Origin of the sequence: Rhizobium sp. NXC14 (assembly GCF_002117485.1) — a bacterium.
In the GTDB taxonomy this organism is placed as follows: Bacteria; Pseudomonadota; Alphaproteobacteria; order Rhizobiales; family Rhizobiaceae; genus Rhizobium.
Genome location: NZ_CP021030.1, coordinates 1,426,495 through 1,447,803 on the forward strand (window position 1 = coordinate 1,426,495; position 21,309 = coordinate 1,447,803).

The window sequence follows — 21,309 nt, forward strand, 5'->3', positions numbered from 1 at the left end:
GGATAGGCCTTGGCGTAAGTGTCGAGCCTAGTTTCAGGAGTGAGATCGTGACGGATAGAGTGGTGATCATCGGCGCGGGACAGGCGGGTTTCGCCTTGGCGGCCAAACTTCGTGCTTTGAAGGATACGCGCCCGATCACCCTCATCGGCGCCGAGGATGTAGCCCCCTATCAGCGCCCGCCGCTTTCGAAGAAATATCTGCTCGGCGAAATGAGCTTCGACCGCCTGCTGTTCCGCCCGGAACACTGGTATGCCGACAACGACGTCGATCTTCGCCTTTCGACCTGGGCCGAGCAGATCGAGCGGGACAGCAAGCAAGTTCTGCTGCAGGACGGCTCCGTTCTCGACTACGGCACGCTGGTGCTCGCCACCGGCTCGACGCCGCGCCGGCTGCCGGCGGCAATCGGCGGCGATCTCGAAGGCGTCTATGTCGCCCGCGACAAGCGCGATGCCGATCTGCTGGCCGATGAAATGCGCCCCGGCCGGCGCGTCCTCATCATCGGCGGCGGTTACATTGGCCTCGAGGCTGCGGCAGTAGCCCGCCATCGCGGCCTCGAGGTCACGGTCATCGAAATGGCCGATCGCATTCTGCAGCGTGTCGCGGCGAAGGAAACGGCCGACCTCATGCGCGCCATTCACGAGAGCCACGACGTGGTGATCCGCGAGAAGACCGGCCTGAAACATTTGATCGGCAAGGATGGTCGGGTTTCCGGCGCCGCCCTTTCCGACGGCTCGGTCATCGACGTCGATTTCGTCGTCGTCGGAATCGGCGTCGTGCCGAACGACCAGCTTGCCAAGGAAGCCGGCCTCGAAGTCGCCAACGGCATCATCGTCGATGAATTCGCCCGGACCTCCGATCCGGCGATTTTCGCGGCCGGCGATTGCGCAGCACTTCCATGGCAGGGTGGACGCATCAGGCTCGAATCGGTGCAGAACGCTGTCGACCAGGCTGAGGCTGCGGCAGCTCTCATCGCCGGCGGCGACGAGCCTTATGAGCCGAAGCCTTGGTTCTGGTCCGACCAGTACGACGTCAAACTCCAGATCGCCGGCTTCAATCTCGGTTATGACGACACGCTACTGCGTCCCGGCGCCCGCGAAGGGGCTCATTCGGTCTGGTACTTCAGGGAAGGCCGGCTGATCGCGGTCGATGCGATCAATGACGCAAAGGCTTATGTGACCGGCAAGAAGCTGCTGGAATCTCGCACCAATCCCGATCGAGCGATCCTCGCCGACCCCTCGGCCGATCTCAAGAGCCTATTGAGCTGAGTCCGCAAGCGGGCGCCGCCAGGCGCGTGCGGTTGAAGGACGATCGGCCGAGCTTTCCGGGGAAGGGCGCAGACGAGCGATTGTTCTCGTCTGTCCGTCAAAAGCCGAAACGCCGGCCCCTGCATTTCTTCTGGTGAAAACTGAAAAAACCCTTGCATTCAAAGACCGCTCACCCTAGTTAGGCCGCACCGGAGAGGTGGCCGAGTGGTCGAAGGCGCTCCCCTGCTAAGGGAGTATACGTCAAAAGCGTATCGTGGGTTCGAATCCCATCTTCTCCGCCATTTTGATTTCCACCGTGTCTCTGGTCTGAACTTCCGTCGGCGAATCATGGCCGCTTAATCGGCTATCCCTGCGAGTCGCGGCAAGGGAGAATCGCTTCGAAGACAGAGAATCGCTGGCGGGAATCACGTCCCTCGCTTCCGCCCTCAGGCGGCAGCGAGAGCGGATCGGTGAACGTCCGGTTGCGCTTTCGGACTGCCATCTCTTCCGCAATAGCCCGAACTTGTCAAAAACGTGTCGCAAATGCGTCGGAGGACGCATGTCTAGCTCTTTGTCGACTTCGGCTAAGCAGCGACAAAATCAGGCTTTTCTTAACAAAGCATAAAGGAAATCGGGGCCGGTTGCCTGACTTGTGTCCTTTCGGCAACAGAATGTCGGGAAGGCTCCCGCAAACCACCCATTCGAGTAAGTTGGTGATTGCGTGACGGCCGCCGTCTTGTATTTTCACCCTCGGAAGCAAGGGCGACGGATCGTCCACTTCTTAAAACACGGGGATGGGGCAGGGAACGCTGCTCAGCGAAAGATCCCAAACCCGATCGAAACTTTGAATTGGAGGTCATTTATGAACATCAAGAGCCTTCTTCTCGGCTCCGCTGCTGCTCTCGCAGTAGTTTCCGGTGCTCAGGCTGCTGACGCTATTGTTGCTGCTGAGCCGGAACCGGTTGAATATGTTCGCGTCTGCGACGCTTACGGCACCGGCTACTTCTACATCCCGGGCACCGAAACCTGCCTCAAGATCGAAGGCTACATCCGTTTCCAGGTTAACGTTGGCGAAGACGTCGGCGGCGACTCTGACTGGGATGCAGTCACCCGCGGTCAGGTTCAGTTCACCGCCAAGAGCGACACCGAATATGGTCCGCTGACCGGCGTCATCGTCATGCAGTTCAATGCTGACAATGCTACCGACCAGGAAGCCAAGCTCGACTCCGCTTACCTCGACGTCGCGGGCTTCCGCGCCGGTCTGTTCTACAGCTGGTGGGACGATGGTCTCTCGGGTGAAACCGACGACATCGGCTCGATCGTAACGCTGCACAACTCCATCCGCTATCAGTACGAAAGCGGCGACTTCTACGCTGGTCTCAGCGTCGACGAACTGGAAGACGGCTTCTACAAGTCTGGCGAAGGCCCGAACAACGTAGGCGTTGCCTTCGGTCTCGGCGGCAAGGCTGGCGCCTTTAGCTACCAGCTCACCGGCGGTTGGGACTTCGACAACGAAGACGGCGCTATCCGTGCAATGGGTACGGTTGACATCGGCCCCGGCACGCTCGGCCTCGCAGCCGTGTACTCTTCCGGCCCGAACTCCTACTACTCCGCAGCTGAATGGGCTGTCGCTGCCGAATACGCTATCAAGGCAACCGACAAGCTCAAGATCACTCCTGGCGTCCAGTACTACGGCGACTACTACGTTGCTGGCGACGACTTCAGCGACGGCGATGCCTGGAAGGTCGGTCTGACGGTTGATTACCAGATCGTTGACAACTTCTACGCCAAGGCTTCGGTTCAGTACCTCGATCCGGAAGACGCTGACGACTCCACGACGGGCTACTTCCGCCTGCAGCGTTCGTTCTAATCTGGTCTGATTTCGGTCGATCAGGAAAGCCCGGCTCTCGAGCCGGGCTTTTTGCGTTTGCGCAGGGTAGTGTTTGAATCTCTCAGCTGTCGGAAGCGAGACGATCGCACGATCGCGGAGCCCGCCACGCCGCGGTGGCTGGCGACAGATCGCCTCAGGCATAGGCAAAGGCCCTGGTTACACTCACTGCCGGGACATTTCGTGCCATGACTTTCAGATCCTCGCGGACCATCTCCGTAACCAGCTGATCAAGGCTGGTCTCGTGTTTCCAGCCAAGCTTCGTATGCGCCTTCGTCGGATCACCGATCAGAAGGTCAACTTCAGTCGGGCGGAAATAAGCCGGATCGATCTCCACCACGCACCGACCGGATGTCTTGTCATACCCCTTTTCCTCGACCCCGTTGCCACGCCAATCAATCGGCATGCCCACTTTGGCAAAGGCTTTGTCGACAAAGGCGCGAACCGAATGCGTTTCGCCGGTTGCCAGGACATAGTCCTCCGGTTCGTCCTGCTGCAGCATCAGCCACATCCCACGGACATATTCTCGCGCATGTCCCCAGTCGCGCTGTGCATCCAAATTGCCGAGATAGAGCCTCTCCTGCAGTCCAAGATGGATCGCAGCCGCCGCCCGGGTGATTTTACGGGTCACGAAGGTCTCGCCGCGGATCGGGCTTTCATGATTGAACAAGATGCCGTTCGAGGCGTGTATGCCATATGCCTCGCGATAATTGACCACGATCCAATAGGCGTAGAGCTTGGCCGCTGCGTAGGGTGATCGAGGGTAGAACGGCGTCGTTTCACTTTGCGGGACTTCCTGAACTTTGCCGTAGAGCTCCGAGGTGGACGCTTGATAGAAGCGCGTCTTCCTGGTCAGTCCCAGGAGGCGAATTGCTTCAAGCAGCCGAAGGGTGCCGGTTCCATCCGCGTTGGCCGTATATTCCGGCGTCTCGAAAGAGACTTGAACGTGGCTCTGTGCTGCGAGATTATAGATCTCGTCCGGCTGCGTTTCCTGAACGACACGGATGAGATTCGTTGAATCGGTCATGTCCCCGAAATGCAAGATGAACCGGGGATTCTCGACATGCGGATCCTCGTATAGATGCTCGATGCGGCTGGTGTTGAAGGACGATGAGCGTCGCTTGAGGCCGTGAACAATATAGCCCTTCTCCAAGAGAAACTCGGCCAGATATGCACCGTCCTGACCTGTTATACCCGTAATCAGCGCAACCCTGTTTTTATTCTTCACTACGGTCTCCGTAATTTGTTTCGGCGGAATCAGATGTGAATGCTGTCTCGGCTCAGGTGAATTCGTGGTATTTCCTCAATGATTTCACAAACAATTCCGAATCGCTGAAGTTGTACATGGCGTGTTGTTTCGGATTGACGTTGTTTATGGCAACGCAAAGCTCCGCGTTGCGTGCGGTCCTCAGCTGATGTAAGCAAAATTCGACGGCGCGACGGCTCGTCTTACCCCATTTAACCACCACGAGCGTTCGTTCTGCTAAGGCCGTCAGATGCATCGTATCAGCCGAGGCGAGCACGGGTGCGCTGTCGAAGATGACGACTTGGCCCAGCGAGGCGGCCATCGAGACGATGTCAGCCGCATCCGTCATACGGGCGCGCCGATGGAGAGTAGCATTGCCGGCGGGAATGAAGTCGATGCCGCTCGGATGGTGATCGATGATGTCCCGGATTCCAGCCTGTCCACACAGGAATTCGTTCAATCCCTGCTGTAGCTCTGACTTGAAAAACGAGTCGAGATTTCCGTGTCTGAGGTCGCCATCAACAAGCAGCACCGGAATTCCGTTGGCGGCGAGATCGATTGCCAGTGATCTGGCGACAAGCGACTTGCCCTCTCCGCTGTGAGCCGACGTCACGACAATACTGTTAGGCAGCTTTCCACCGTTGGACTGCTTAAGCGAAGTTATGACAGAGCGAATTGCTTCGTCAAACATCCCGTCTTGAATGTACCCAAAGAGCATAGATGGATCCCCCCGGTCCTTCCGTTTCAGGCGCGGGATGAATCCGGCCGGCGCAATGCGAGGCATTCCGGCCATCTGATCGAAGCTGCGGACCGAGTTATCCAGCATCTCGACCACGAAAGCGGCTGTTACCGCGATCGATATCGAAGCCAGGAGGGCGCCGACCAGGTAGAAAAGTCGTCCGCGCCCCTGCGGTGCCAGCGGCACTGCTGCCGGTGACAGAACTTCCAATTCCGCTCCCGGCAGCATGGCTTGCGCAGCCAGGCCACGGCGCTGCTCCTCGAGCTTATCAAGCGCGGTCTGCTCCTTGTCAGACATGCGTTGGAGTCGCGCCAGCTCCGTTTGCGCCAGGGCAGAGCGAGCGCGTTTCTCATGAGCTACCGCCAAGGCCGACCGAACCGCGTCATCCTCATGATCGAGCGCCGCAAGCTTGGAGCGGATGGATTGAAGATATCGATCGACCGCAAGGCTGAGATCGGTGCGGGATTTAAGAATCTTCGCTCGCATATCGACCACGACTTCGGCGCTGTCGCCATATATCTCGAGAAGGCGTTCGAGATCTTGCTCCTGTGAACGAAGCTCCCGTTGCGCCGCGCCAATGCTGTCGGGAATAACCATATTCTGCAGGGCAAGCGAGAGGTCGTCAGCCGCTTCCAGTGCAGATATCGTTGCTCTCGCTTCAGTGCGGCTTTGTTCGATTTTTGTCTGCCGCTCGCCCAGCTCCATTATTGACTTGATCTGTTCAACCTGATCGTCGTCATTTGAGACGACGTCCATCGTTTTCTGATACGCGTCGACGGCATCGCGTGCTGCCGCAGCGCGGTCCTTCTGTTCGGCGATGCGCTGGAGAACCCATTCTTCTGCCGCATCTAGGCGCCCCCGCAGACCGTCCTTCCGCTCTTCGAGATAGATGCTGATGAGCCGGTTCGGGACCGAGGCTGCCAGTTGAGGATCGCTCGCATCGAAGCCGATCTGAATAACGTCGCTCTGGCCATCACGCCATACGCGCAGTGCCTTGTAATACTTCGGGATGATTGGCTCGATGCTGTTTCGCACCGGCGAGAGTGGTTTTTCTCTGTCGACCAGACCGCGCAACATTGCTCGGATGCTGTCGATAAGCGAGCTCTCTTGCAGCGCTGGATTGAACTCCGGCCACTGATCGAGCCGCAGGTCGCGGATTACCCGCTCTGCAATGCTTCTGGAAAGAAGCCGTTCGGTCTCCGAAGCGGCGTCCAGCGGATCGTTGCGGCCGGAATCCTCAGGGCCGAGTTTTGTCGCCAGAGGCGTGTGGATTATCAGCCGGGACTCGGCATGAAAACTCGGCTTCAATCCCGAAACCATCATTGCGGCGATCGCCATAAACAGCGTGACGATAGCCGCGATCATCACCATCCTTCGCCGGATAAGACGCAGGCCCGATGTGAGGTCAAAATCGTCCGACCTCGTTTCTACCTGAAACCGGGGATCGTAGCGCATCGAGGAGAGCGAGGTGTTGCGGTCTGGCGGGATAGTTGAAATGGTCATCGTTCACCAACCGACGTTTGAGGTTGCGCGGAGACGGCGTCGTAGAGTTTTTCCAGCGATCGCATGTAGGCCTTCATACTGAACTGATTGAGATAATGAGCTCGGGCCTTGGCCGAGAGGCGGTTGCGGATTTCCGGATCGCTGACGAGTTTGGCCAGCGCCGCAGCCAGGGCATCCTTGTCTCCGACAGGCACGAAGACACCCGTTTCACCGTCGGAGATGACCTCGCCATGCGCGCCGACGCGTGTAGTAACGACCGAAAGCCCGTGGGCGAGCCCTTCGACCACAGCCATTGCCAAGCCTTCGGCATGCGAAGGTAGGACCAGGATATCTGCTCGGGCACACAAGGCTTGCGCCTCGTCGGCGCCGAGCCAGCCCGGCATTTTCACCAGATCTGAAAGGCCCAGGGCTGCGGCTTGGCGTCGGTAGTCTTCCACAGGTCCGTCGCCTGCCAGTACGGCCCGCCACTGGAGCGCCTTCATAGTCGGATGACTTAAGGCAAGCAGAAGCTCCCCAACACCCTTGCGTTCGCTCAGTCGGCCGAGAAAGACGATCAAGGGCATCTTGCCGACGTGAACACTGCGCGCCCCGGGGTCGGGAACACAATTGCGGATGACGGCCACGCGGCGCTCGTCCACGCCCAGAAGCGTCGTTAGCGTCATACGGTCGCGCTGCCCCAGCGCTACGACCTGGTCGGCATGTTGGAACATCCGGCGTATGAGCATTTGTTGCCGTGGCGAGCGTGCGGCAAAGTCACTCGCATAATCGTAATCGTGCAGGTGTAATATGTGAGAGCACCCGAGGAAACGGGCAGCCTCGGTAAGGATCAGTTTTCTTGCGGTGCTGCCGCGACCGGCGATATGGATATGGTGAATGCGTGCCGGAGCAATTATCCGATCCTTGGCCATCATCAAGATGGCGCCGAGCAGGCGCATCGGCGAGGTAACCAGGGACCAGCGAGGCCCTCTGGTGTCGGTGACGACGTGCTTTTCGCCTGCCTCCTTCGCCGTGCTTGATATATAGCCGACCAGCCTGCCAATTCCGCCGCCGTTCTCGCAACCACCCGGGACATAGTGGCGCACGGTTGCTGCGGCATTCCGCACCGCTGTCCGATTCCCCTCCGTGAGCGTCGTCATTCGCATGCTCCGACCACCTCACGATAAACGGCCGCAGCCTGCGCCCCAACCTGTTCAGGCGAATTCGGACCTCTGGCCCAGGCGAGCGCGCTGGTTCCGAAGCTGCTTCTCAGTTCGTTGTTATCAGCCAGTGTTCGGATGGCGCTGGCGAGCTGTTCGACGTCCCCTGGCCGAACCACCATTCCCAGTCCGTTCGGCAGAACGGTGGCGCGCAATTCGCCGACATCGGTCACGATGACCGGTTTGCCAAATGCCGCGGCAAGGTTGAGTACACCGCTCTGCGAGGCTTCCGTGTAGGGAAGAACAACGATATCGGCATCCAGAAAAAGCTGGGCGACCTCCATATCCTCGATAAAGTGGTTGCGAATATCATAGCGGCCGGCTTCGCCCATAAGAGGCTGGAAGATCCAGGGATCATCGCCGCGGCCGGCGACCGTGATCCGCAGATTGGGGAGCTGGTCCTTCAGCATCGCCTCGGCACGGATCAGATGCTCCAATCCCTTGTAAGCAAAAATCCGCCCGAAAAGCAGGACGCGCAAGGTTCCATCTGCGTGGCGCCGTATCATCTTGTGCTGCCGAGCAAGTTCCGCGTAGCGATGAATGGCCGGATGCGACAGGACATGGACGCACTCGGGCGATTTTGAATATCGCTCGAGAACCATTCGTTTCAGCCCCTCGCCATGGACGACGACATGGCTCGATTGCCGCACGATCAATCGCGGAGCCCAGGCCGGCAGCGTTCGGGTGTCGGAATCGCCGGGATGCACGTCAACATCATGGACGGTCGTCACGAGCGGGATCGGCCGCCAGAATGGCGCAGCAAAGTTCAGCCAGAGCGTGGAATTGCTCAGAAGGTGAATGACATTCGGCCGCTCGTGCCGGATGAGACGCGTGAGTTGGTGTAGGAACCAGGGATTGGAGAGCGACCGGTGCCGTGGCCAGTCCAAGAGGTGCAGATCGACCGCCGGGTCGAAAGAGGAGACAAGGTTGGCGTAGCGCCGACGCGGGACTGCGAGCACGACCTGCAGGTGTTGCGCAACACCACTTGCGAACGAGATGGTGTAGTCTTCGAGTTCGGAAACCAGCATCAGCGCCTTCATCGTGCCGACTCCGACAAGCTAACGGCCTGACCGCGTCGAGGAAGGTCGCGGGCTGTCCGCAATGCCTCACGCATACGCCTCAGCAAGTTTGGTTCTCCGGCGAAAAAAAGTCCTTCCACGCCAAGTCTGAACCGGGTGCGTGCATCTGCCCCCTCCAGCCTGGCTGAGGCGACCCGATACGGAAAGTGATCAGTCAGACGCAGCCTTCCGGCTAAACCATGCGCGGAAAGAAACTGGTTGGTCGCGTCAACGACAGTCCGCCAATGGGCCATCCGCTTTCGCAGCATGGCGGCGTCATCGACTGGCCGATACCAGTTATTGTTGTGAATCCGGTAGAATCCGAGTGAATCCGGCAGGGCGACAACATCCCCCAGAAATGGGTAGGTGCCCGTGAGCCAGGCATCGGCGGAAATGCGGAACTGCTCGGGAATATCTCCTGCCGCATTCCAGGCGCTACGTCTTACTGCGATGGCTGATGTCATTGGGAAGGGCCACCAGCCAGCCGATCTCGCCAGCCGTGGCGATAAATCTCCCGAACACAGGGTCCGGGGGATTGGCTTGAAGGCTGTTGAGCCATCGGTCTGCGTTGGCTGAAGTCGGTGATAAACAAGCGATGCATGAGGATTCGACTGGAAAGCAGCGGCTGTTGCCGACAGCTTGCCCGGCGCCCACCAGTCATCGGCATCGAGAAAACAGAGGATGTCGCCACTGCTTGCCTTCACAGCGGCATTAATGGCGGCGGCCTGTCCCTGGTTCTCCTGGAAGAGCACCTTCACCTGCTTTTCATAACCTTCGAGAACCGAGCGCGACTGATCGCTCGAGCCGTCATCGACGACGATGATCTCGGCATCAGACGCTCTTTGGCGCAAGGCGCTGTCGATCGACCGGGAAAGAAAGCAACCATAGTTGTAGTTGTTGATGAGGACGCTGATCGTCGGTCGCTCCATGACACCCCCTCTCAAGTGCGTTGCTGCGCGACACATCGGTACGCCGGAGTTGCGAACGCTCGTTCGTTCGGCAACGCGAATTGATGGAAAGAAATGAGAGGCGGACAGGGATCATTCTGCGCGATCAGGCTTCCGCCCTGAGCTCGTAGGATCACCACCGCAACGCGTGACGCTTCCGTTATAGTGCATACGAAACTAGGACCATGACGCAGAACCATAAGAATCCCAACCCTTCCAAGCGTCACCTGCCAAAGCCAGCTGCGCCAGAATTATTGCCTCGCTTCACCACCAACTGCGGCTCAGCGCGATCTTCGCGGTATGTTTTCATAGCCAAGCTACCGGCGATTGCTCACGGGTGACATCTGCTCTTATGGGCAATGCCGTTGGTCCAAGCACCAACTTTTGGGGGAGGGGTAGACCGTGAGCTTTAACCCAACCAACGTCCTTGGACGGTGGGTATGCGCGTTAGGCTTAGCTGCGCCTTCGTTTGCGTCAGTTGACTGGGGAGGTGGCGGGATGTTCGTTGGTAAGCAGCGCAGCTGTGAAAGGGGACCGATGTCTTTCCAAATTGCCGCGATCAACAGCCTCTCATCTGTCCAGGCAAATCGGGACCGATAATGAGAGCCGATACGCTTAGAGCCGCGAATGGGCCGACCGTCAGTTGGCGAGCGATAGAGTGCTGGGGCGCGGGCTTCTGCCTTTTCCTTCAGACAGGCGCCCTTTTCCCGCTCATGCTGGCGGACGCTGACGGATCCCTTGGCGATCACGCCAGGTCTATATTGCGTCTGCTTTACCTACCCGTATACGGCTTTACATTATTGATGCTGGTACGGAATTTTCCGCACTTTCTGACGGCGCTCAAGCGAAATTGGTTTGTCCCCCTGATAGTCGCCATGCCGTTTGTGTCCGTCTTCTGGTCGGTGGGCCCATCAACGACATTCAGGCGCGCCATCGGCCTGCTCTTTACGGTGCTTCTGGCTTACGTGCTGGCGATACGCTTCACACCACGGCAGTTGCTTCTGCTGGCATTTGCCACCTTCGGAACATGCATCGTCCTCAGCCTGCTGGTCTTGGTGGCGTCGCCGGGTCTCGCTCGCATGCCGATGGACGGCGCCGTGCGTGGCATATTCATCCATAAGAACAGTCTCGGTTGGTATGCCGCGATGATGATACTGGTGTCGACGGCCGTTTTAATGGACGGTAGCCGGGGTTTAAGGCGAACCGCTTTGCTTTTCTTGATCGCGGCTGGGGCCTGTCTCATGGGCTCCGGATCGATGACCGCGATCATTGCGACGGTATCGGCCTATTGCTTGATCGGGTTTTATTCCCTGTTGCGGCGGATCGGTGGCATCAGCCGCATCGTCCTCATCCTGTTTTTTGTCCAAATGTTCATCGGGCTCCTCCTTTTGCTTCATGAATTCCTGGTTCCATTCCTGGAGGCGCTTGGCAAGGATGCAACTTTGACGGGCCGAGTGCCCTTGTGGGAACTGGTCGATGGTCAGATTGCCGATCATCTGCTGCTCGGCTTCGGCTACCAGGCCTTTTGGACAGAGGCGAACCCAGAGGCCTGGATTATCTGGTCGAAGATCCAATGGATGGCTCCCCACGCCCATAGCGGATTCCGCGATACACTGCTGAACTTCGGAATAAGCGGAATGATTTTGTTCACTCTGATGCTTCTACAGGCATTGCGCCAAGGGGCGATCCTCCAATGCCGGGACCCGCACTATTGCTGGCTCTGGCTGAATGTCTTCACAGTCGTCATTTTGGTGATGAACATGACCGAGACCATCTTCCTGATCCAGAATGACGCGATTTTCGTTCTGTTTATGTCGGGCATCATCATGTTCTCTCTATACGAGCCCGTTGTTTCAACGAGTCCCGGCCAGAAAATGCGGGCATCGGCGCGCAGAAAAACGGCGGAGCTGCAGACTTGAGGCTGCATTTTGCACCGATCTTGAGCATTCTGTTTGCGACGCTCTTTCCGCAGCCGAGCAACCTGGCCTCAGTGACCTCGGACGCAGATGCGCCCGATAAGCTGCAGACGGCGCTTAGGGAAGCGACTTGCGCGGAGGCGTCGCCGGCGACCTTTTCCGACAGGCTGAAGGGGACTTCACTGAGCAATGTACCAACGGGCACATCTGCGGCCCGGGCGGTATTCTATGTTTCTCCTGATGGCAAGGACGGTTGGAGTGGGCGTCTTCCCAAACCCAATCCTCAGCATACCGACGGTCCTTTTGTCAGTATCGAGAGAGCTCAGGATGCTGCGCGTAAGAAGGGCGGCCAAAACACGATCGCGTTGGGCGGCGGGGACTATTATCTCTCTGAACCGATAGTCTTCGACGCGCGCGACGCGGGCCTGGTCATCACGGCGAGGTGCAACGAAGCGCCGGTTCTGCACGGCGGCCCGCTTGTACGCAATTGGACGGCACAGGCCGATGGCCGCTGGACGGCATCACTGAAGCTGCCTCCAGGCAGGGCCGTCGGCGACCTTTTCGTCAAGGGCGCGCTGCAGACGCAGGCACGCTTTCCCAACGCCCCGTTCGATGGAGATCCGCGCAAAGGATGGCTTTTTGCGGCCAAGTGCACAGAGGATGACGACATATGGCATGGCAACACGCGCTTTTGCTTCCATGCCGGCGATCTTCCGATCTCGAAAAATACGGTGGGGCTTGTCGCCCATATTGTCGGTGGTTTTAGCCCCGGTAGCCAATGGGGCAGTGACACCCTCCCGGTAGTTTCAATCGACACCGCCAACCGGACCATCAACACCAGAGGCACTGCCTACTTCTTCACCGCGGAAGGCAGCCGCTATTTCCTGGCGGGGGCGGCGGCCCTGCTCGATGCTCCCGGCGAGTGGTGGTATGACCGCGCCAAGGAGCAACTCGTCTATATTCCGACCGATGGATTGCCAATCAGCTCTACGGCTGTCGCCGGCATCCTGCCGACATTCTTCAGGCTGGATGGAGCCGATGGAATGGTTGTATCCGGGCTCCAGTTCAGGGATGGGGATCCGCGCGGCAGCGGCAAGTTCGGTACCGACACCAGGAGCTTCGGTGCCATACGGCTCGACCGGGCGGACGGCGTCCGGCTGCTCGGCAATTCCATCGACAATGTCGGTGTCGGCATCCACGTTTCCGAGAGCAAAGATGTCCTGATTGCCGGCAACGTGATTGCGGATGTGGCCGGCAACGGGATTTATGTCGGCACGACCTATGGCACCTTCCTCAAATCGCACGGTGCGGCCATCCTGTCGAACCACATCCATGACATCGGCAGGGTCTATTTCGAAACGGCCGGGATATGGTTCCAGGCTGCCGACAATGTCAGGATTGCTCATAATCTCATCGAAAACGCAGCCCAGTTCGGTATCGCCGGTGGCTCGCTATGGGGAGATCAGGACGCAGTTCATGACGCGATCATCGAACACAACGTGGTCCGCAACGCCAATCAGCAAACGGCAGACGGCGGCGCCATCAAGATGATGGGTGAACAGACCGACCCTTTGAACAGCAGCATTCGCTACAATCTCGTCACCGGAACAGGTCAGCTTATGAACAGGGTCGATGGGACATTCTGGCCCCCTGGATATGAAAATACCAGTGAATGGCCTTCTCCTATCAGTTGGGCGATCTATACCGACGGCAAGGCCAGTGGAGTGCGCATCGAAGGAAATACGCTTTCGGATAATATATCGGCGATCGGCATAAACGGCGGCTGGAGCAACCTGGTGAGGGGGAACATCATTACCGGCGGATCTGGGGCTGCCTTTCGCGTCGATGACGGTACGGGCCGGGGGTGGCATCCGCCTTGGGCAGGCCCCAATCGCATCGAGGATAATATCGTGTCGGTCGACAGCGGCAATGGGTTGGCGGCATACATTTACGTGCCTGACCACAAGCTTGGATCGGTGCAATTTGCGCGTAACCGCTACAACGGGAATCTGAACGACAAGAGCTTCAGGATACACCCGGAGATCATGCCTTCGGGAGAGTTTGGCAGTCTAAGCGATCTTCAGAAGGCTGGGATCGACGTAGGCAGCGTAGCGTCGCGCTCCAATTGACAAGAACGGCAACGTGACGGGCTATGTCGCTGCTGGCGGGAGTATTGCGCTCCACACGAAGCTCAGACCACTCGCCGCCGGTTTGCTCGGCGCAAAAATGACTACTGCCGGCAAGAGCTATGACGCCATGGCTTCGGCGAGCGTGCCCAGAGCGAAAATTCCAACGGATCCTGCGTCACGACGAATCCTGCGCCGACGCAGGTGCGCGCATCAAGTTCCCGGCGCGGAAGCCTGCTAGGGTTGGTTTGTCGGGCAGTTCTGACGGTTCGTCAGCCCAGTCATCTCGCCTGTTGGGTTAATCATCTCTTCCCACGCTTTATTCGCGCGCAGGTCCGCCCAGGCTTGGCGCGAGAGTGACTATCTTCTGCGGCCTTGTGAAGGTCAAACCGCTCTTTCGGGGTCGCACTCATCAAAAAGAGCAACGCGGCAAGCCGTGGGGTACGCCGCCTTACTTCGAATATTGTAACTTATCTCGGCCCGAAGGCGTAGGAATATGAAGTGTCTTCTACGTCCAATAGTTGGAACTGAAAGTATGGAGACAATCGCTCTGCCGGCATATTCTGATGACAGTTTAAATCGCGAAAGCGTAGGTCATGGGAAAGCAACCGACAGACAGAAGCCAAACTTCAGTTCTTAAACAAAAGGACTCCATGGAATGGACTAATGTTCTTGGTGTTCGCATTTCGGCAGTTAATCTTAAAAGCGCGACCGGTTTTATTCAAAAAGGGATTGAAGACGGCAGGAGGGAATATGTGTGTGTTCGCGACGCACACGGTGTCGTCCGATGTCAAGATGACCCAGAGCTCCGGTCGATACATAACCGGGCATTCCTCGTGACCCCTGACGGCATGCCGTTGGTATGGGCGTTGAAGCGTGCTGGCCATGCGGACAGCGACAGGGTGTACGGACCCGATCTGATGTTGTCTGTTTTCGAGGCCGGCACATCGAAGGGAATACGCCACTTCCTTTATGGCGCAACGCCCGAGACGCTGCAGCACTTGCAGGCGCAGCTTCTCGCGAAATTCCCGGAAGCTGAGATAGCCGGCTCCTATGCACCGCCTTTTCATAAACTGTCACCGCAAGAGGAAGCCGATATTGCGGACCGGCTCAATCGATCCGGCGCCGATATCATCTGGGTGGGGCTGAGCAGTCCCAAGCAGGAACTCTGGATGGCGCGCATGCGTGACCGTCTGGATGCATCGATGCTTATCGGCGTCGGAGCTGCATTCGATTTTCACGCCGGCCTCAAGCGGCAAGCTCCAAGGTTCATTCAAAGAAGCGGCTTCGAATGGGCCTTTCGTCTTTTGTGCGAGCCGCGACGGCTGTGGCGGCGGTATGCGCTCGTCGTGCCGACCTTCATCTCACTGACAGCATTCCAGAGACTGGGGCTTCGGAAGTTTCCGATCGAAGACGAGGTTTTTGGATCGAGTGCGCCAAAAGCAACAGCCGTAAAGGTGTGAAGCGATCATGTCCCTATTTGCGCCGTCAGCAATCACGTCCGACCTGCGGAAGACGAAACCTTTCGTGGCAAACCCCACACCGACCGCCGAATTCAGCAAGCGGGCAGAGCTGAAAATAACGGTTCCATTCAGGCGCAGGTTGCCTCGGCTCGCTACGTCGTCATTTCTGATTGCCGGCGACATCGCAAGCTACCTGATAGCCTATCTTCTTCTCCTGCCGTTCCTTTCGAACGCTTCGGAGAATATGGTGCTGGAGCGCGCTTTCGCCGTCGCAGCGCTGGCAGCGATCGTTCTTTATGCATCGAACGCGCTCTATCCCGGATATCGGCTTCACGACCACGAACATCTGCGCCGCCGCACGACAGCGTCCTTCAAGGTGGTGGTCATCGCAGCGCTTGGGGCGATCCTTCTGCCGGAAGGATTAGGCGTGCTGCTTCCAATCATCGCCTTCATGGGCCTCGGATTGGTTGTTCAACCTCTTATGCGTGGGGCCGCACGAGGACTGTCCTGGAGGCTTGGTATCTGGGGTGAGCGGGCAGTGATCGTCGGTGCCCGCAATCGCATCCCTGCGCTTGTGGCGTATTTCTCAGAGCATTGGCACTATGGCATTCGGCCGGAATCCTTTTCTCCCGATACTTCGGAAGTATCAGCCGACAACGGGCCATCGATTGCCTTGATCGCTGACGATACGGGCTCATTTATCGCGGAGTTGGCAACCATGCGTCGGCAGTTCGCCGAAGTCATCCTCCTCTCCGACACGCCGAACGTCAAGATAACCGGTTTGCGACCGGCGGACGTCGGCGGAGAGATCGGTGTTCGCTTGGCCGTCGGTGGGAGATCGGCAAGCTCGAACCTGGTGCGTCGAGTCCTCGATCTCGTGATCGCTATCCCGGCGGTGCTGGTGCTGATGCCCTGCATACTGGTTGCCGCCGCCGCGATCTATGCCATCGATCCGGGTCCCGTCTTCTTCAGACACGCCAGGGAAGGCTTGTCCGGCAAGCCGGTGCGCGTCCTGAAACTGAGAACGATGTACAGAGATGCGGAACAACGCCTCGAAACATTGTTCCGGGACAATCCGGACATACAAGCCGAGTGGTCGAACCACTTCAAGCTTCGGCAGGATCCGCGCATCCTGCCAGTGATCGGGCATGTCCTTCGCTCATCGAGTTTCGACGAACTCCCGCAACTGGTGAACATCATTGCAGGAGAGATGTCCTTCGTGGGACCACGTCCCTTCCCGGAATATCACCTTTCGGCGATGGATAGCGAGTTTCGTGCCAAGCGGCGCTCGGTAACGCCGGGGCTGACGGGGCTTTGGCAGATATCCGAACGAAGCAATGCGGATATCGAACTGCAGCAGCAACTCGACGAGTTCTACATCGACAATCGATCCTTGTGGTTCGATTGGCACATCCTTCTCAGCACAATTCCTGCGGTCCTGAAAGGCAAGGGAGCCTGCTGACATGTTCTCCATCCCGGTGGGCAAACATTAACAACGGAGCAAATCAATGCACGGACAGAAGCGAATTATGGTTACCGGCGGCACCGGATTTCTGGGATCATTCCTGTGCGAAAGGCTTTTGCGAGAGGGCAATGACGTCCTCTGCGTGGACAATTTCTATACCGGCTCGCGCGATAACGTACTGCACCTTCTTGACGATCCTCGTTTTGAAATACTCCGCCACGACATCACATTCCCGCTTTATGTGGAGGTCGATGAGATCTATAACCTCGCCTGCCCAGCATCTCCGGTCCACTACCAGCACGATCCGGTGCAGACCGTGAAGACCAATGTGCATGGGGCGATCAATATGCTCGGCCTGGCCAAGCGCACAAAGGCAAAGATCTTCCAGGCATCGACAAGCGAGGTCTATGGCGATCCGGCGGTTCACCCGCAGCCTGAGGAGTATCGCGGAAGCGTCAGTCCGATAGGCCCCCGGGCATGCTATGACGAAGGCAAGCGGTGCGCCGAGACACTGTTCTTCGACTATCACCGTCAATATGGCGTGGAAATCCGGGTGGCGCGGATATTCAATACCTACGGGCCACGAATGCAGACCAATGACGGACGCGTCGTCTCCAATTTCATTGTTCAGGCGCTTCAAAACGAGCCGATCACCATCTTCGGCAACGGCACGCAAACGCGCTCCTTCTGCTATGTCGACGATTTGATCGAGGGCTTCATCCGCCTGATGGGTACGCCGGCCGGCGTTACGGGTCCGATCAATCTCGGTAACCCGGGAGAATTCCAGGTCCGGGAACTGGCCGAAATGGTCATTGACATGACCGGATCGAAATCAAGCATCGTCTTCAGACCCCTGCCGATCGACGATCCGACCCAGCGCAAACCCGATATCAGCCGGGCAAAGCAGGAACTGGGCTGGCAGCCGACGGTGAGCCTGCGCCAAGGGCTCGAGAGAACGATCGCCTATTTCGAGTGGAAGCTTTCCGGCGAGGCCAGAAGCATGCCCGGCGTCAGATTTCCGCAGATGGCCTACACCAATCCGCCCGCGCCGGCCGTCGGCGTTCCCGTTCCGCACGCCGCTCCATTGGGAACGTGATCGGCAACGTCAAAGCGCAAGTCATGGCTCGGTTTGGGTTTAATGAACCGAGCCCATATCCGGTTTGTAAAAGGGGCGGCGATCGTCGGACGTGCAAATCGCCGCAAAAACACTGAGGACACGGGCAATGCGCGTTGCTGTTATTACACCATATTACAAGGAGCCCAACGAACTCCTTGAGCAGTGCCGGGCGAGCGTTGTCGACCAGACCGTTGCATGCGACCATGTTTTTGTTGCCGATGGCTTTCCGAACAGTTCCGTCGCTCGCTGGGGCGCAAAACATTTCATCCTGCCCGATGCTCACGGCGACGCGGGCAACATGGCTCGCGTAATCGGCAGCCTCAGCGCCTTCGCCCAGGGTTATGACGCGGTGGCGTTTCTCGATGCGGACAACTGGTACAGATCCGACCACATCCAGCGTCTGCTTGAACTTCACCACCGTACCGGTGCTGCGGTTTGCTCATCGAGACGTTCGATGCATCGCGCAGACGGCACCTACATGTTCGACGACTCAAAAAGCGACGGCCGCACGCACGTGGATACGAACTGCTTGTTTCTCACGCGGCCGTGCCTGCCGATCGTCGCGCGTTGGGCTCACATGCCGAGGGAACTCTATCCAGTAGGAGATTCTGTCTATTGGAGCTCGATACGGAGCTCTGGGCTGTCGCGCTCTCATGAGCCGATCTCGACGGTCTGTTACCGCACGACTTGGGAAGCCGACTACAAGCGGATGGGCGAACCTGCCCCCGCGGGCAGCAAGACCCTCGCGTTCACTGACCAGCCCTACTACTGGTTCAAGTCCCTTCCGGTCCGAGACCGCTGGCGCATCTGGCAGGATTTCGGCTTCCCGCTCAGGCGTCGCACGGTAGCAAAGCTGGTCGGTCAATATGCGCTGTCAAGACTTTCCCCGTATTCCTATCTCGGGGCCAAAACATGAGTGCCGAGGCGGAAACATCTCTCAACGCACCTGCGAGCGGGAAACAAACGCCACTTACAACAAGACGATGCCGCGGGCGGAAGATCTCTCTAACCAAGCGTGGCGTTGTGCAGGCGGAGGAATAAGTTTGCAACGTGTTGATGTCGTCATTCCCTGCTACAACTACGCTCATTTCCTGCAGGAGTCTGTTGAGAGTGTCCTTTCACAAGCGGGCGTCGATGTGCGCGTGCTTATTCTGGATGACTGCTCGCCGGACAATACACCGGAAGTCGGAAAGGCGCTGGCATCCCGGGATGACCGGGTCACTTATCGGCGGCACACGACAAACATGGGCCACATCGCCACCTACAATGAGGGAATCGATTGGGCAGGCGGTGACTTATTCCTGCTTCTTTCTGCGGATGATTATCTTTTGCCGGGCTCGCTGGGCCGCGCGGCGGAGCTGATGCGCACCTATCCGAATGTGGGGATGGCGTTCGGGAACGCGCTCATAGCTGAGCCGGACGGTAATACGAGCCGCGCTGATCCTCTCGGCGACCATGACGTGCGTCATATGCAGGTCTTGTCCGGTCCACAATTCATGCGGTTGAGTGGGGCAAGCAATCTCGTTCCAACACCGACGGCTGTCGTGAGGACGGCGCTGCAAAAGCAGGTTGGCGGCTATCTTAAGGAACTGCCGCACGCCGGCGATATGGAAATGTGGCTGCGGCTCGCAGCACATGCTGATGTAGGCTTCATCAAAGAGGATCAAGCAGTATATCGCCGACATGCTTCGAACATGTCGCTGCAGTACTACGGCGAAAACGTTCTTTCCGACCTTCTACAAAGAAAAAAGGCTTTTGATGCCCTGTTTGGCCAAGCGACAGATAGCCTCAAAAAGGATCAGATGCTACGACGCTTTCTTGCCATGGATCTCGGAAAGAAGGCGCTTCAACAGGCTGGCATCGCCTTCAACAACTTCGACCTTGCTACGGCCGCGGCCATCCAGCATTTTGCCCTGGAGGTCTCTCCTGAGCTGCGAAATTCGCTGCCCTGGTTCAAACTGGCCTGCAAGCAAACGATCGGGCCAAAGCATTGGTACGCCTTGAAGTCCATCGGGCGACGAGTTGCAGGATGCATGCGCAGGAACCGGGTTAGGTCATCTGCAAGTACAGGAACAACGGTCGGCAGCTGAGGGCTCGATCGCACTTCACGCCCCCGCGACAGACCTGCCCGGTATCAAAAAACCCGGCGACGCATTTCGCGCCACCGGGCTGATTTGAGCACAAATGTGCTGGAAAATACGAAAAGATTTGCCCCAAGAGTTATATCAGCACATCGCTGTATTCACGCTCACGCCGGAACACCACTTTGGAACAAGTCGTTGAGCTTGAAAACAACTTCCGTCCTGTTCGTCGCTTTGACCTTTTTCATGATGTTGCGAACATGCACCTTGACAGTGCTCTCACGGAGATTGAGCTCGTAGGCGATGATCTTGTTCGCCTTTCCGCGTCGGAGCGCCTCGACCACTTCTGCCTGACGATCGGTGAAGATGCCGGAGAGCGGACGGGCCGTCGAGTTGTTCGAGTCCAGCAGGTGACGCATGGCGAACAGGGCGCTTGCAGGCACAAATATTCCCCCTGCCACCGACAGCGCGATCAGCTCCATGCAGACGCTGACGCTGACTGAGGCGGGTATGAACCCTTTGGCTCCGTACTCAAGAGCCCTGACGATTTGTCCGAAATCGTCGCTATCAGCCAACACGATAAGGGGTGTAGAGGCGAATTCCGACGAAAGCTTCCGGATTTGCTCCGAAACGGCCGGTTCATCGACCTTTTTGCCGCCTACATTCAAGAGGATTGCCGCAAGCGGAGCGTATTCGTCGCGCTTCTGCTTCCACTCCTCAATCGAACCAAACGCCAGAATCTGCAAATCCGCCTTTTGAGCAGCCATGCATTGCGCCAGGCATTGACGATCAAGTTCGCGATTATCGAGAATGACAAGCGAATGCGTCTGCCCTGCCGACAAGGCAAGTGTGTGCGCGTTATTAAGGGGAAGAGCTACGTTTTCCTGCCTGAGGTCCAAATTCGGTATAAGTGCTGAATTCACAGCTTCACCCTCCCTCTAACACGTTACGCTTCACTACGACCAGAGTACCGACCCCTCTCAATACGGGGGTTTAGGAAACTCTAAAGTAGGAATCGAATACCACAATTCGCGGAACGTTACAGTAGCTAATATAGGCTAAGTACAGCACAGCTTTCATAATTGGATGAAAATTTGAAGGTAATCCTGAGTATAGACTTAGGTCTTACTGGATTCCTTTCAGGATAGTCTCTGTTTTTACATATAAGTTTTATGGCAGGCCACTAAATGCATGGAAACAATCGCTGTCTCCGGCGTAGGCCCGCATTGCGTGCGGGAGGTGGCCCCCTGCCTCCAGTGCTGGTCGATAGAATGAGCCAAGGCGTAAGTCGTCATAAGTAGATACGCCTTTAGGTGAGTA

Annotated in this window: 15 protein-coding genes and 1 tRNA gene; 10 read left to right on the top strand and 6 right to left on the bottom strand. The window is 57.7% G+C overall.

The genetic code is table 11. The annotated features are described in order from the left end of the window. Window positions 1-47: 47 nt before the first annotated feature. The 3 genes from NXC14_RS07040 to NXC14_RS07050 all read left to right on the top strand — a co-directional run bounded on the left by NXC14_RS07040 (window position 48) and on the right by NXC14_RS07050 (window position 3,114). Entirely contained in the window at window positions 48-1,265 is a 1,218-nt protein-coding gene (locus tag NXC14_RS07040) for an FAD-dependent oxidoreductase (RefSeq protein ID WP_085777557.1), read from the top strand. 190 nt (window positions 1,266-1,455) lie between these two features. Then, window positions 1,456-1,546, top strand: a tRNA-Ser gene (locus NXC14_RS07045). A 560-nt stretch (window positions 1,547-2,106) separates the two neighbouring features. Then, complete coding sequence (locus NXC14_RS07050; protein WP_085777558.1) at window positions 2,107-3,114, top strand: porin; 1,008 nt, start codon at window positions 2,107-2,109, stop codon at window positions 3,112-3,114. Window positions 3,115-3,268: 154 nt separating this feature from the next. On the opposite strand, the gene gmd is transcribed toward NXC14_RS07050, so the two are convergent. Genes gmd through NXC14_RS07075 form a run of 5 tightly spaced genes read right to left on the bottom strand, consistent with a single transcriptional unit; the run spans window position 3,269 to window position 9,803 of the window. Beyond that, window positions 3,269-4,360 (bottom strand): GDP-mannose 4,6-dehydratase, encoded by a 1,092-nt coding sequence (gene gmd, locus NXC14_RS07055; RefSeq protein WP_085777559.1) that lies wholly within the window; start codon window positions 4,358-4,360, stop codon window positions 3,269-3,271. A gap of 52 nt (window positions 4,361-4,412) precedes the next feature. Continuing rightward, window positions 4,413-6,620, bottom strand: a complete 2,208-nt coding sequence (locus NXC14_RS07060) for a polysaccharide biosynthesis tyrosine autokinase (protein ID WP_085777560.1) — start codon at window positions 6,618-6,620, stop codon at window positions 4,413-4,415. Then, window positions 6,617-7,762 (bottom strand): glycosyltransferase family 4 protein, encoded by a 1,146-nt coding sequence (locus tag NXC14_RS07065; protein ID WP_085777561.1) that lies wholly within the window; start codon window positions 7,760-7,762, stop codon window positions 6,617-6,619. The genes NXC14_RS07060 and NXC14_RS07065 overlap by 4 nt, the downstream gene beginning before the upstream one ends. Then, the gene (locus tag NXC14_RS07070) at window positions 7,753-8,856 is read right to left on the bottom strand and encodes a glycosyltransferase family 4 protein (protein ID WP_085777562.1); all 1,104 of its coding nucleotides are present in this window, start codon (window positions 8,854-8,856) and stop codon (window positions 7,753-7,755) included. The genes NXC14_RS07065 and NXC14_RS07070 overlap by 10 nt, the downstream gene beginning before the upstream one ends. Beyond that, window positions 8,853-9,803 carry a glycosyltransferase gene (locus NXC14_RS07075; RefSeq protein ID WP_085777563.1) on the bottom strand — a complete coding sequence of 317 codons (951 nt, stop codon included), beginning with the start codon at window positions 9,801-9,803 and terminating at the stop codon, window positions 8,853-8,855. The genes NXC14_RS07070 and NXC14_RS07075 overlap by 4 nt, the downstream gene beginning before the upstream one ends. 617 nt (window positions 9,804-10,420) lie before the next feature. Here NXC14_RS07075 and NXC14_RS07080 point away from each other — a divergent pair. The 7 genes from NXC14_RS07080 to NXC14_RS07110 all read left to right on the top strand — a co-directional run bounded on the left by NXC14_RS07080 (window position 10,421) and on the right by NXC14_RS07110 (window position 19,998). Continuing rightward, entirely contained in the window at window positions 10,421-11,740 is a 1,320-nt protein-coding gene (locus NXC14_RS07080; RefSeq protein WP_085777564.1) for an O-antigen ligase family protein, read from the top strand. Further along, window positions 11,737-13,866 carry a right-handed parallel beta-helix repeat-containing protein gene (locus tag NXC14_RS07085; RefSeq protein ID WP_085777565.1) on the top strand — a complete coding sequence of 710 codons (2,130 nt, stop codon included), beginning with the start codon at window positions 11,737-11,739 and terminating at the stop codon, window positions 13,864-13,866. The genes NXC14_RS07080 and NXC14_RS07085 overlap by 4 nt, the downstream gene beginning before the upstream one ends. 593 nt (window positions 13,867-14,459) lie before the next feature. Beyond that, window positions 14,460-15,326, top strand: a complete 867-nt coding sequence (locus NXC14_RS07090) for a WecB/TagA/CpsF family glycosyltransferase (RefSeq protein ID WP_085777566.1) — start codon at window positions 14,460-14,462, stop codon at window positions 15,324-15,326. A 7-nt stretch (window positions 15,327-15,333) separates the two neighbouring features. After that, window positions 15,334-16,788 carry a sugar transferase gene (locus NXC14_RS07095; RefSeq protein ID WP_085777567.1) on the top strand — a complete coding sequence of 485 codons (1,455 nt, stop codon included), beginning with the start codon at window positions 15,334-15,336 and terminating at the stop codon, window positions 16,786-16,788. A gap of 46 nt (window positions 16,789-16,834) precedes the next feature. After that, window positions 16,835-17,887, top strand: coding sequence for a UDP-glucuronic acid decarboxylase family protein (locus NXC14_RS07100; protein WP_085777568.1), 1,053 nt, complete (start codon window positions 16,835-16,837; stop codon window positions 17,885-17,887). A gap of 127 nt (window positions 17,888-18,014) precedes the next feature. Further along, a complete protein-coding gene (locus NXC14_RS07105; protein ID WP_085777569.1) occupies window positions 18,015-18,824 on the top strand; it encodes a glycosyltransferase family 2 protein in 810 nt (269 codons plus the stop codon). A gap of 127 nt (window positions 18,825-18,951) precedes the next feature. After that, on the top strand, window positions 18,952-19,998 hold the full coding sequence (locus NXC14_RS07110) for a glycosyltransferase family 2 protein (protein ID WP_085777570.1): 1,047 nt from the start codon (window positions 18,952-18,954) through the stop codon (window positions 19,996-19,998). A 158-nt stretch (window positions 19,999-20,156) separates the two neighbouring features. Here the strand turns inward: NXC14_RS07110 and NXC14_RS07115 are convergent, their stop codons facing one another. Further along, entirely contained in the window at window positions 20,157-20,912 is a 756-nt protein-coding gene (locus NXC14_RS07115) for a response regulator transcription factor (RefSeq protein WP_085777571.1), read from the bottom strand. Window positions 20,913-21,309 lie beyond the last annotated feature (397 nt).